Here is an 11758-nt window from a genome sequence, read left to right on the forward strand (position 1 = left end):
TATTGGATTAGAATTGAGTTAAGGAAGAAATAAACCAAATGACAGACACAACGGTTTTTGTTGTGGATGAAGGTGAGCGACAGCCATGGAGTGTAACGGAATGGATCTCGCTCACCTATTATTGATGTGTGATGGAAAGTTGTTCAATTGGTGAACGGTAATATTGTATTTTTATTCATTATTTATGTATATTAATTCACTAATAATTATTTTATTATTACCTATTTTTTAAATAATATAAATTAACTTTTGCTTTAACAACCAGCCTCTAAATCCATTGGTGTTAAAGGACTTTTTTTCATTGTTGGGAACTAAAACTTCCCAAACTATGTTTCAAGCCATGTAATAAGCAGGTCTCTCATTCGTTTAGATGGTAAATAAATATACACTTTATTATCATCGCGTATAGAACTTCTCCATATCCATTGTATCAATTCTGAGGTCGCCCATAATTCTTGATTAACTCTCACTCCTCTTTCAACAAAGAATCCTTCAATTATCGGATTCATATATCTATTAACTGCATATGCTAAATATTTAGTGTGCCTAAAATCATTAGTGGCTCTGAGGTTGACAGCGATATATGATCTTTGATATCCCTTCCCATTTATTTTTGGTTTATGATCTTTAAAAGTAGTCCAGATTATTTCTTTAGATTTAGCTTTCATTTTATGTTTGAAATAATTTGATACATTATTTTTAAGTTTTTGTACTGACTGATTTCTTTTTTCATACCACCCCAAAGACAATGAATGTTTTTCAGTTCCAATATCATTTAGAATTCCATCATAGATATCGATCAAATTTTTATACTTTTCTTTAATATGCTTACTTCTATTCTTTCCTTGTTTGAGGATTAGTTCGTCTTCCACTTTTTCTACATGATAGTATTCATATTTAACACTGTTTAAGTCATAATAGTATTTTTGTATTTGACCATCAAATAAGTATGTAAGAATGAAAACTTCTTTAAAGACATCAAAAATTGAAATAGGAAAAGTCCATATAAGGATTGAACCTCGATAAAACAACAAATTCCTGTTATTAGCCATATGTTTAATGTCATTGAATTTTCCATCATAGTCACGAATCTTCTCATCTTCATTATTCCAAGTTACATATCCTTCATCATCAACATCTAGAAATTTATTATCAAACAACAATTCTTTATCTGATTTTTTGATTGTTAAATGGTCAATTACATCCATGACCTCATCTAATATCAACACATAGTTACCAGCCTGTATAAGTTCTTTTGTCTCTTCGTTGGATTGTTTGAATAATGCATGTGTTGTTGCTATGTTATGCCCTGCTGCTAATAGATTATGTAGAGAATCTTGTTTCTTTTGAAAATGTCCTTCACTATCATAATTCTTTGGATCAACAAATCTTTTGTTGGGACAGAGATGTTTTATGCGTGTTATCTCATCAAGGAACGGTGTAATGTAGATATATTTTCTTTCGGTGTCTTTGTTCATTTTCTCAATGGCAAATGTCGTCTTGCCGCTACCCATAATTGAATCAATCACTTTAATTGTAATGCTGATCGTCCTTCCGGTTTTAATTGTATTTTGAATCATATATGTAAAACTCTATTGCTAGAGTGAAAGCGTTGATGAGTACTAGTATGAATTTATATTAATTAATTATTTTATTATTACTGGAACAAAAGGAAATAACATTCATTCCCCCTTTGCTATACTCAAAAGTTTAACCGCGTACTCTTCCAAGAATATTCTAATCTGCTCCTGTGCTGAATCCTCATCTACAATAGATCCATGTTTATATGCCTCCATTACACCCAATAGATCACCCACAGTATAATCTATAGCGTTTTTGTATGCTTCAGTTTTATCAGGCGTTATAACATTGTTGATGATACTTTGTTTATGTTGCTTGTCATTGTTATAAAGGTTGTCGAAGTTGTTCATATATAACTCCTCCTCGTTTAATGTATTGGCTACTGTATTGCCATATGTAATCATAAGTATTATACCTCATTCGTATGTGATTGTAATAGATGGAACCAGTAGCCACAGTTAGAACACCGTGACTACTTTGATATATGTATCATTGATGATTAAGTTAACAATAGCATGACGTTTATTGAATCCTTGTATCCTATACTTATACACCTTCCTATCACTATCCCATTCAGGAGTAATAGACTTGGGATGCTTTAGGATGAACAGTAAACGCTCAAATGTAAAGTTTCTATCTGGCTGAGTCAATCTCTGTTCAGCGTGAGAGGATAGTATGATGTGACGTTGTGATGCCAATTGTGGTATTAGTGTAAGCAGTGTATCCGTTGATAGTGGTTCGTGAATCATGTTTGTCACCTCCTGAGATGGATTGTTATTGGATAATACTATTATAACATTTTATACAGTATATTTGTAGTATTATTTTATTATTATTAAACAAAAAGAAAAGCCTATCAAGGCTTAACTAATGTGGTGATTGCTTAATTGCTTATCAATGTATCTACTGGCTTCAGGTGATAAGTATATCTCTTTACATGTATTACATTGTGTTGCTGGAATGTTCTCTACAACAAACACCTCACCATCTTCATTATGCTTCATTGTATAGTTGATGTCAGTTAGACTAGTTGACCCACACTCTACACATTTAGTAAGTTCACTCATACATTATTCCTCCTGTTAAGATTAGTTTCTATCCATTGCTGTTGTGATAACACTGCAAAGAAAGATCGCTCCACAGATCCTATTGTAGACCCATTGAGCGATAACCTTTATTTCTGTTTAGGATTAGGTTGCTCTCTAAGTATTAACCAAGTCTTGCCACGTTTATGTGCAATTATAGTGTGAGAGCTGCATAGACGTTTAACGTGGTCTTGAGACAATACCCACCGTTCTGCTGCTTCTTCAGTAGTCATGAGCTGAAACATTAAGTTGTCCATTGTAGACTGTAGTTGTTCTTTGGTTGGTTCGTTAGACATGCGGATTCCTCCTGTTACTGTTTACGTGTAATGTATACTATACCTGAGATAAGTGAGTATGCCGCTACAATAAGGAGCAATGTAGATGCCCAAGTAGTATTGATGGATAGAGCAATCGTAGACAATACACCTGTGAGTATAAACCGTTCGATACCTTCTCGTTTATGTTTATTCATTGTTTAACCATTCCTTTCTGTTTATTGTATGAGTTGACTCTATTGTAAGGTGTGATGTATTATGTTGGTGAGAAAGGGAGTTGTGGCTCCCTCTCTCGATAGTGCTTAGTTGTTATCTCTTGCGGCGATTACGTTTCTTCTTGGACGTTTTCGCCTTTTCCTTTTTCTCCTTCCATTCGATGATGTCCTTGGTGATGAGTCGGATGAATGTAAGTGAACCAACGATGACTCCAACCTTTCCCCATATGTCCATATGTATCACCTCCTTACATATATAATTATACCATGTCCGTTATCGGATGTAAATAGTTTTATTATCTTTATATTATTAAACTTGAAAATTGAGATTGTGGAGTGGATTTAGTGAAGTGGGATAGATGGTGTGGGTAAGTGGAAAGGTAAATTGGGAATGGAAAGTAGGATTAGGAATTTGGATTTGAAATTGTGAGAGTGACAATGAGATAGAGATTAGTGCGAGTCGTGGATGTGTTGCTAGGTGAGTAGTATAGTGTAATGTGACATGTGAGATGAGATAAGGTGAGTATGTGTTGGATAAAGTGAGAGATGAGATAGATAAATATGACAAGTAGATGAGTAGATATGTGAGAGTAATATGTGTATAGAGTGATAATACAATAGACAAGTGATAATATATAGTGGACAAATATCAATTAGATTGATAGTTATTAAAGTAGTTATAATAAGTCATGATAAATGGAAACACTGTTACCCTGCGATTTTAACATACCCCACTAGGGTATATGGATATCTAAGTTGAAATTTTAAATTTTTCTGCAAGTTTTAATATTTTTTTGAAAATAGTATTGACAATTGGTGCATTGAGTGGATCAGTTTGAGGAGTGTTGGTGGATGCTCCTATCTACCCTATAATATATCTTATATGATACATAGAGCATGGATGGGGGGCTATTTTAAATCTAGAAAAGGGGATAAATTGGAAAATAGTGGCCTAGCACATCCACTCCCACACCCCGATTTATATTTTATCCCCTCCCATATTATTTCCATTTAATTGTAATCTATTTGTAACTATTCACTTTATTTTCACCAAATATCAATCATAATCTCAATCGTATCTCCCCTCTATTCCCCTTCTCTCATCTACACTTTCACACTTATTACAGCGCTGTAACCACTACATATCCACCTATTTTCCATCCAATTTAACTCATTTTCCCTTGATACATATACACTTTTACGATACGTATCTCTGATCAACATACCCCCTGCCCTCATATCATCCAATTTTCCTTGATATATATACGTTTTTGTTCTAACCAGCCAAATTCACGATTACCTTCAATCGTAACTCAATCGTCCAAGCACAAAAAAGTCTACCGGATAATTTCATCCAATAGACTCGATCATTCTATTTAAGTATAATCTAATTATTTTCACATAATATACGCTTGGAAACATCATTCTTTCTGGTGTTAATTTTCAACTCAATAATACTCAACTACTCATCTCTCCTTTATTTTGTACTATTTCTTGTGCCTCTCTCTTAATCTGTGATAGCGTTCCATAATCTTGGTTCATTATAATTTCAATCATTTCTTCCTTTGTGAGTTTCTCAAGGATTGAATCATCAATTTTGTCTTCTATTCTCAGACTAATACTGTTTGATAAGTCCTCATTAATGTGCCTGTAGTACGTTTCAGTCGTTGAGATGTTAGAATGGTTCAGGTGTCTCTTTGCTTCTTCTAAAGTACCAAAACCAGCAGCTACGTTCCTGAAACTGTGGAATACAACGTTTCTTTCAGGCAAAATGCCTAATTTTTGTTTCAAAGATTCCAACATCAATCTTATGGTTTTATCTGTTAGATGGAATATACGACCATCCTCATATTTTTGGTAGTATGCAAATTCTCTAATCTTGAGGAGTTCATCATAAAGATCAGTTGAGATAGGAACTACATGCTTCTTTCCTCCCTTTCCTACTACTGAAACTTCATAATAATTGCCGCTGATATTTGGCTTAATATCAGTCCATTTAAGATTTTGAAGTGTACCTTTACGAAAACTAGTTGTGTAAGCCATACGTAAGAATGCTGATTTTTCTTGTCCTTGTTTCCTGTCTCTTAAAACAAGTTCTGCCATCTGCTCTGCTTCATGAAGATATAGGGCTCCTGCATGTTCGCTATCGTTAGAGAGAATGTCTATTTTCAAGTGTTTTGACTTAACAGGGTATTCGTTAATTTCAAAAAACTCATATAAGCTCTGAATAGCTTCTATATAGTTGTTCACAGTAACATTGGCGTAGTCTGCTTCATGTTTCTTTAAATAGGTCTGATATTTGACGATATCTGTATTTCTAATTTTTATATCTTCTATTGTAAGTTGTTCAATATCCTTATTTCTGTACCACATAAAAAAGTTCCTGATACTTCGCTCATAACTTTTTCTAGTGTGTTTACTCTGAAATTTTCCTATGAAAGTTTTTATGTCTTCATCAATCGAACCCCTATGTAAACCTGTTACATTTTGAACTGCACTCATATTCTTATCCTCCTCTGACTTTGTAATTCTATTATATATGAAGAGTTTAATGATGTAAAGATAATACTTGACGATATTCAATATTGGAAATATAATAGAAACACGGACATACAATCCGAATACATATAAAGGCTATGCTGCCGAAAGGGAAAACTGAATGAAAAAAGGACAACAAGGAAATCACGCTATTATCACATGGGAGGATCGATACTATGATGGATATGATGTAGATTATTATGATGAAAGATTGGTATCAGATTGGATGCGAGAAGGAACAGAGGATTGTATTGAGTATATGGACGTTGTAGACAGCGAAGTTTTGTGGGTAAAAAATAATATGAATAAATAATACATAGAAATTGTAGAAATTAAGTCGTGTTAGAAAGGGGACAATATTAATTAATTTAGAAAAACAGATTTACATACCTTCTATTGAAGCAAGTGATATTTACAGTCACATACATAGAAATAAAGAAATTGAAATTAAATACATCGGGATGATTCCTCAAAGTTTAGAATTAAACAAGCTCATAACTCAAAAAATTAAGATTAGAAAAAGTCCAACAAACAAAGAAAAACGTATCAGCAAAGATATTATAAATATTAAATTCACGTACAAAGTTGATTCAGGAGCATGTCTTATCGCAAAACTCTATAATAAAATTGATAGTCTTAATGAAACACGAGAAGATTACAAGAACAAATTACTTAGTTTTATCGAGCAAATAAAATCTGAAATTAGTGATGATAAGTGGCATGGAAAAACAAGCGGAGAGTTGCGAGAATTGTTCTATGAAGATGGATTCGTGTTAAACAATGAGAAGTATGTTGTTTATAAACGTTCAAGTGCCAAGTCTAGGGTTGGTGAATGTCTATTTATTAAACAAAGACTATATGATCATATGATAAAATGGAGTCGTATGGGAATTGAATTCAGGGGTCGCGAAGGATACGATATAGACTACCCTTCTCTTCTCGCCTATGAATCGTTGGTCGGCTCATCCCTAGAGAGTTTAGTACAAATAAAACCAGAGAATATACTCATTGTGACAGATGTTGAAAGTAAATTTAATCATAAAGCGAACATAATAAAAACGGGAAACGATGGATATTTGGATAGCTTTGCAGGTGAAACACTTATCAGTAACAGTTTGTTTGATGGAGAATCGCTTTTAGAGGCTTCGTATTTCCCAAGGGGTAAGTCCATGATGCTTCTTAGAAATCATATGTTTAAAAGCGCGGCATTCAATTGCAATATTCAAACATTCCTGCGTAGTCGGTGTCCTGCTAACATCGAATATGATGACTGGGAAATTTCAACAATGTTCAAAAATCTTAAAGTAAAAGCTAAAGATGTACATTTAATTATTACACCTAGCAGCCTCAAGGCGCTCAAATTCAGTCATCTTTTAGGTTCTGAAAAGAGCATGTGGATTCATTGGAAGAGAGTTGTCGAGAAGGATATGTGTTTATTCGGTGTATGTAAATCTGAAAAGGAATCAAAAAGAGGTATGGATGTTAACGGAAATACGCTACAACAGACCAGTTACCAAATGTTAAACTCATTACCGATCCATAGGGATGATATAGACAAACTTACTGAGCTTGAATTAAATCACATTGATAACCTAAAAAACAACGATGAAGTTCTAGTTGAAAGTTTAATATCTACAGCAAACGACTTAAATGTTAATAAGATGTTTTACGATCTTTACAAAAGGAATAGAGATGTTTCAAAAACTGAGCTATTCAAGAGTTTCCGAAGAACCCATATACATAACTACGTTTCACATGTCAAACGAGGCAAAGTCAGATTAAAGGGAGATTATCTAGTTATGCTTGGAAATCCTCTAGAGTATCTACTCCACGCCGTGGGTGAACTTGATCAAGACTCTCCTCAAACTGTATCACTGAAAGCAAATGAAGTATGCTCTACTAAGTTTTTAAATGGGCGAATATTAAGTGGTTTTAGAAACCCCCATACCAGCCCCAACAATGTCCTTGTTGTACAAAATGTACTTAACGAGAAAATCTTACAGTACTTTAATTTATCTGAGAATATAGTTTGTGTAAATGCTATTGATTTTCCCATCCAAGACATACTGTCAGGGGCTGACTATGATTCTGATACTGTATTGTTAATTGATGACGTGAACTTAAACGAGATTACAAGAAGAGTTTATGGGCTATACGATGTATGTGTTAATCATGTAGTTAGCAGCAAACGAAAATATGATATAACAAATCAAAATATGGCCATAATTGATAATCAACTATCAAACAGTCAGAGGTTTATAGGGAGAGTTGTAAATACAGGACAACTATGCATGTCTAGATACTGGGATGTAATTAATCGAAACCAAATTGACTTTAGTATCAAAGAGTTATTGAAGAAAATTGATGTAGTGACTGTTCTTTCTGGCATATGCATAGACCTTGCAAAGAAAATGTTTGAAATAGACATTAACAAAGAAATAAATAATATTGTAAAATCTGGTATGTTGATTAGAGAGAAGCCAATGTTTTGGAAATATGTGAGCAAGTCGGATACAATAAAAACTCAGAAATACAGTTGCCCCATGGATTATCTTTATGAAAAAATGTCAAACCTTGAGTATGCAGAACGCCGAGAAACAGTAAACTTTGAAGATTTATTGAATAAGTTTGATCTTAAAAATGGCCTTAGAAAACAAGAAAAGAAAACACTTGAATACATAGAACAAATGATAGTTAAACTCAATAACATATACACAAGTGACCACTCAGATGATGAGAAGTTCAATATGGCTGAAGATACAATTAGGTATTGTGAGATATATGTTTCTAAACTAAAAATAAGCAAGGAAACGATGTATTCTCTAGTTAGAAAAATTATAAAAGATAGTAAGAATAAGATGACCTCTAGAACACTTAATGTTCTGTTCAAGACACAAAAGGACGTATTTTTAAGCGTTTTTTGCGAAAATTGACACAAAAAAAATAAATTTCTTAGAAAAAACACTGATATATCAACGTTTTTTTAGCATCAAAAAGATTAGCTAATGTAGGGAAATTAATTCCTACAAAAATAAATATACATACAAGGGAGATTTAAATATGAACAAAGTAGAATTGATTAAAATTGTAACAGAAAGTACTGGATTGCAAAAGAAAGACGTAGAAGCAACCATAGAATCAATTTTCGCTACAATCACAGAGGCTTTGAAAAACGGAGATCAAGTTAAGATTGCTGGTTTTGGTGCCTTCGAAGTTCGTGATCGTGCAGCGCGCAAAGGACGAAATCCTCAAACAAATGAGGAAATGGATATTCCAGCTAGTAAAGCTCCAGCCTTTAAAGCAGGTAAAGCACTCAAAGACGCTGTGAAAGAGTAATTTCATTATATTTTAACGATAAAATAATACATAGATTCAATATTGAAAGGCAGTAAATACGGATAGGTGAAAGTTAACCCTCTCTCCTATCCTCACTCCCATATAAGCGAGGTAAAAGACTATGCCACTACCAAAGGGTAATCTGTTGTTTGGATATGCTCCGAAACTTACAGATGAACAGAAAGACTATGTTGACTCTATGTTTGATAATCGAGTAACAATAACAAATTCTCGCGCTGGTACAGGTAAAACCACGCTTGCTGTGGCTGTGGCAAAAGTATTGAAAATGGATCTGTTGTACATCTTCTCACCCGTTGAGGAAAATAAAATTGGATTTACGCCGGGAACAGTTCAAGAAAAAGAAAGTAAATACATAACTCCATTAAAAGATGCTTTGATGAAGATTAACGAAGACCCTTCTCGTGTGATTGTATCAGATGACAATATGATGAATGTTAAAAATGGGACTGCGTGGGTAACTCCTATGTCCCATATCTTTGCTAGAGGTATCAATTTAGAGGATAAGTTTATCATAATCGACGAAGCGCAGAACTTCACTAAACACGAATTGAAAAAAATACTCACTAGGATTTCGGACTCATGTGTAGTCGTAGTCATTGGTCATGATAAGCAGTGCGACTTGGTCGATAAGAGTAAAAGTGGATTTGTTCCATATTTAGAATTTCTCAAAGATGAGGAATACATTAAAGTTTGCAATTTAACACACAACTTCAGAGGTAAATTAGCTACAAAAGCAGATCAATTGGAGTTTTAGATAATAATATACATATTGGGGGCAATAATATATGGCAAAACGCAACAACTCTATTCAATTTAAAGGATTTCTTAATACAGAAGTAATGGAGATCACAGAGAAAGATAAAGATAGTTTGAAGGTATATGATTTACTTGATGAGCTTAAATTTTATGATGGAAAAGATGTAACAATTTCAATCAAAGAAGATTTGCCAGTTATTCCAAAGGGGTGAATAAATGACTCCTATTGAACATCTTGTTAATGACAGCTACGAAGAGTATCTGATTAGACTTGGTGACAGTAAAGATGAACTTAATCTTTCTTGGAGCAAGGTAGCTTCTCTTCTGAATGAATTTCTCAGCGAAGACTTTTCAGAATCTAAGTATCGAAAAGAATATCACCTTTTGAAGCGCGGAATCACTATCGGAGTCAAAAAGTCAACCAGCGATGAATATGTTCGTGAAATTGAAGATAAGACCATTGAGTTGCAGAAGCAAAAGTATCAGTTTCAAGATCAAAAAAGAGAGTTCAATAACAAAATTAAACTGATTGCCAAGTATGACCATTTGAAAGATGAAGTAGTTGAAGCGATCAAGCAATTAGAAAAAGTTAAACCCCTCTCCTTCTATAGAATTAGTGAACGTAGTCGCTCGAATGTGAGAGCCAATGTATTATTCTCTGATTTTCATTTTGGTCAAGAATCAAATAACACATTAAATACATATAATCCACAAGTTTTCGAAAAACGTTTTGAGTATTTAGTTTCAAAAACAATTGATTATTGTAAAAAGCATAGTGTCAGCGAACTAACAATTGGATCAATTGGAGATCAAATATCTGGATTCATTCATCTTACTTCTAGAATTGAACAAAGTGAAGACGTGGTTTATCAGACTAAGTATGTCGCCGAAAGACTGTCTGAAGCTGTAGCTGAAATATCAAAGCATGTGCCAAAAGTTAGAGTAATCAATATATCTGGCAATCATAGTCGTGCTATAGCTAATAAGAATGACGCTTTGCTTAAGGAGAATTTCGAAAATTTGATTCCTTGGTATATGGAATGCAGGTTGAGAGATTTCGGAAATGTTGAGATTATCACTGGCGAAGACGGATATTATATTGATACAACATTCGATGAACCTCACGTCTACGTACATGGCGATATGGATTATGTGTCTGGCGTAGCCAAAACAATTCCACAATTCCTAGGTATCATTCCTCGAATCGTGTTCATGGGCCACATTCACCATGATACAGTAAAGGATTATGGGCGCACTACTGTAATTTCCAACGGAAGTTTATGTGGTAGTGATTCCTATTCTATCTCGAAAAGGATGTATGCAGATGCAATGCAAAAAATGCATATATTCGATGATTCGGGTAGATTGGAATACAAGGTAGATATCAATCTACAAAACGTTAAATAAAGCATTAATGGTATGCACACTGACAATGTGTGTCGATGCCTCTATTAATAAGGAGGCCATACATATGACTGAAGATGAATATTGGCGTACTAATGGTGATTTTCAAGACGATGACGATCTCCCCTCCTCCTTCCTCTCAAACGAGGATATCGGAGCAGAAACAAATGTAATCATTTTGCCTAATTTAAACATTGATATTGATTTGGTGATCGCCAACTATGTTAATGTCATATCTAAAACAAAAAGTAAAAATGATTTGCATATTATCTTGCATCAGGTTTGGCAACATGCTTCACACCATAGTTCACTGATGGATAGGATCGGCCAATTGCAAACAGAAGTTGAGATGTTGCGGTTCGATATAGAGGGCTTTGACTATGATATTGAATTTATAGATGAGCCATAAAAAGAATACATAAATCGACTACCTGATTAAGTAAAGAATCGGGTTTTTTCTTATTTATTTTTACTTTTACATGGGGAGATCCTGCCATAAGGATCTTTAAACCGGACGCTCCCTCCTACCCCATGTCTTTATTTATCA

14 protein-coding genes are annotated in these 11758 nt (G+C 33.9%); 7 read left to right on the top strand and 7 right to left on the bottom strand.

Features of this window, described 5'->3' with window-relative positions; all coding sequences use genetic code 11:
* Nucleotides 1-326: 326 nt before the first annotated feature.
* The 7 genes from ACR32F_RS20710 to ACR32F_RS20740 all read right to left on the bottom strand — a co-directional run bounded on the left by ACR32F_RS20710 (nt 327) and on the right by ACR32F_RS20740 (nt 5658).
* Nucleotides 327-1580: a hypothetical protein gene (locus tag ACR32F_RS20710; RefSeq protein WP_440110308.1), complete on the bottom strand. Its 1254-nt coding sequence runs from the start codon at nt 1578-1580 to the stop codon at nt 327-329.
* Between the two features lie 102 nt (nt 1581-1682).
* Nucleotides 1683-1931, bottom strand: coding sequence for a hypothetical protein (locus ACR32F_RS20715; RefSeq protein ID WP_440110310.1), 249 nt, complete (start codon nt 1929-1931; stop codon nt 1683-1685).
* Nucleotides 1932-2444: 513 nt separating this feature from the next.
* Nucleotides 2445-2648, bottom strand: coding sequence for a YgiT-type zinc finger protein (locus ACR32F_RS20720; RefSeq protein ID WP_440110312.1), 204 nt, complete (start codon nt 2646-2648; stop codon nt 2445-2447).
* Nucleotides 2649-2755: 107 nt separating this feature from the next.
* Nucleotides 2756-2962 (bottom strand): helix-turn-helix domain-containing protein, encoded by a 207-nt coding sequence (locus tag ACR32F_RS20725; RefSeq protein WP_440110314.1) that lies wholly within the window; start codon nt 2960-2962, stop codon nt 2756-2758.
* 14 nt (nt 2963-2976) lie between these two features.
* The gene (locus ACR32F_RS20730) at nt 2977-3138 is read right to left on the bottom strand and encodes a hypothetical protein (RefSeq protein ID WP_440110316.1); all 162 of its coding nucleotides are present in this window, start codon (nt 3136-3138) and stop codon (nt 2977-2979) included.
* 112 nt (nt 3139-3250) lie between these two features.
* Nucleotides 3251-3391 carry a hypothetical protein gene (locus ACR32F_RS20735; RefSeq protein WP_440110318.1) on the bottom strand — a complete coding sequence of 47 codons (141 nt, stop codon included), beginning with the start codon at nt 3389-3391 and terminating at the stop codon, nt 3251-3253.
* A gap of 1223 nt (nt 3392-4614) precedes the next feature.
* Nucleotides 4615-5658, bottom strand: coding sequence for a tyrosine-type recombinase/integrase (locus ACR32F_RS20740; protein WP_440110320.1), 1044 nt, complete (start codon nt 5656-5658; stop codon nt 4615-4617).
* A 157-nt stretch (nt 5659-5815) separates the two neighbouring features.
* Here ACR32F_RS20740 and ACR32F_RS20745 point away from each other — a divergent pair, with 157 nt between their 5' ends.
* From ACR32F_RS20745 to ACR32F_RS20775, 7 genes are all read left to right on the top strand, one after another.
* Nucleotides 5816-6007, top strand: coding sequence for a hypothetical protein (locus ACR32F_RS20745; RefSeq protein ID WP_440110322.1), 192 nt, complete (start codon nt 5816-5818; stop codon nt 6005-6007).
* 148 nt (nt 6008-6155) lie between these two features.
* Nucleotides 6156-8627 carry a hypothetical protein gene (locus tag ACR32F_RS20750; protein ID WP_440110324.1) on the top strand — a complete coding sequence of 824 codons (2472 nt, stop codon included), beginning with the start codon at nt 6156-6158 and terminating at the stop codon, nt 8625-8627.
* Between the two features lie 127 nt (nt 8628-8754).
* On the top strand, nt 8755-9030 hold the full coding sequence (locus ACR32F_RS20755; protein ID WP_440110326.1) for an HU family DNA-binding protein: 276 nt from the start codon (nt 8755-8757) through the stop codon (nt 9028-9030).
* 121 nt (nt 9031-9151) lie between these two features.
* A complete protein-coding gene (locus tag ACR32F_RS20760; RefSeq protein ID WP_440110328.1) occupies nt 9152-9805 on the top strand; it encodes a PhoH family protein in 654 nt (217 codons plus the stop codon).
* Nucleotides 9806-9836: 31 nt separating this feature from the next.
* Nucleotides 9837-10019, top strand: coding sequence for a YonK family protein (locus tag ACR32F_RS20765; RefSeq protein WP_440110330.1), 183 nt, complete (start codon nt 9837-9839; stop codon nt 10017-10019).
* Nucleotides 10020-10023: 4 nt separating this feature from the next.
* The gene (locus ACR32F_RS20770; protein ID WP_440110332.1) at nt 10024-11214 is read left to right on the top strand and encodes a hypothetical protein; all 1191 of its coding nucleotides are present in this window, start codon (nt 10024-10026) and stop codon (nt 11212-11214) included.
* A 64-nt stretch (nt 11215-11278) separates the two neighbouring features.
* The gene (locus ACR32F_RS20775) at nt 11279-11620 is read left to right on the top strand and encodes a hypothetical protein (RefSeq protein ID WP_440110334.1); all 342 of its coding nucleotides are present in this window, start codon (nt 11279-11281) and stop codon (nt 11618-11620) included.
* Nucleotides 11621-11758: the final 138 nt, after the last annotated feature.

Source organism: Paenibacillus hebaui (assembly GCF_051934385.1).
In the GTDB taxonomy this organism is placed as follows: domain Bacteria; phylum Bacillota; class Bacilli; order Paenibacillales; family Paenibacillaceae; genus Paenibacillus.

What these genes read in the sequence shown, in the direction of transcription:
- ACR32F_RS20710 (WP_440110308.1), bottom strand. Translation starts at nt 1,580, where the DNA reads ATGATTCAAAATACAATTAAAACCGGAAGGACGATCAGCATTACAATT.
- ACR32F_RS20715 (WP_440110310.1), bottom strand. Translation starts at nt 1,931, where the DNA reads ATGAACAACTTCGACAACCTTTATAACAATGACAAGCAACATAAACAA.
- ACR32F_RS20720 (WP_440110312.1), bottom strand. Translation starts at nt 2,648, where the DNA reads ATGAGTGAACTTACTAAATGTGTAGAGTGTGGGTCAACTAGTCTAACT.
- ACR32F_RS20725 (WP_440110314.1), bottom strand. Translation starts at nt 2,962, where the DNA reads ATGTCTAACGAACCAACCAAAGAACAACTACAGTCTACAATGGACAAC.
- ACR32F_RS20730 (WP_440110316.1), bottom strand. Translation starts at nt 3,138, where the DNA reads ATGAATAAACATAAACGAGAAGGTATCGAACGGTTTATACTCACAGGT.
- ACR32F_RS20735 (WP_440110318.1), bottom strand. Translation starts at nt 3,391, where the DNA reads ATGGACATATGGGGAAAGGTTGGAGTCATCGTTGGTTCACTTACATTC.
- ACR32F_RS20740 (WP_440110320.1), bottom strand. Translation starts at nt 5,658, where the DNA reads ATGAGTGCAGTTCAAAATGTAACAGGTTTACATAGGGGTTCGATTGAT.
- ACR32F_RS20745 (WP_440110322.1), top strand. Translation starts at nt 5,816, where the DNA reads ATGAAAAAAGGACAACAAGGAAATCACGCTATTATCACATGGGAGGAT.
- ACR32F_RS20750 (WP_440110324.1), top strand. Translation starts at nt 6,156, where the DNA reads ATGATTCCTCAAAGTTTAGAATTAAACAAGCTCATAACTCAAAAAATT.
- ACR32F_RS20755 (WP_440110326.1), top strand. Translation starts at nt 8,755, where the DNA reads ATGAACAAAGTAGAATTGATTAAAATTGTAACAGAAAGTACTGGATTG.
- ACR32F_RS20760 (WP_440110328.1), top strand. Translation starts at nt 9,152, where the DNA reads ATGCCACTACCAAAGGGTAATCTGTTGTTTGGATATGCTCCGAAACTT.
- ACR32F_RS20765 (WP_440110330.1), top strand. Translation starts at nt 9,837, where the DNA reads ATGGCAAAACGCAACAACTCTATTCAATTTAAAGGATTTCTTAATACA.
- ACR32F_RS20770 (WP_440110332.1), top strand. Translation starts at nt 10,024, where the DNA reads ATGACTCCTATTGAACATCTTGTTAATGACAGCTACGAAGAGTATCTG.
- ACR32F_RS20775 (WP_440110334.1), top strand. Translation starts at nt 11,279, where the DNA reads ATGACTGAAGATGAATATTGGCGTACTAATGGTGATTTTCAAGACGAT.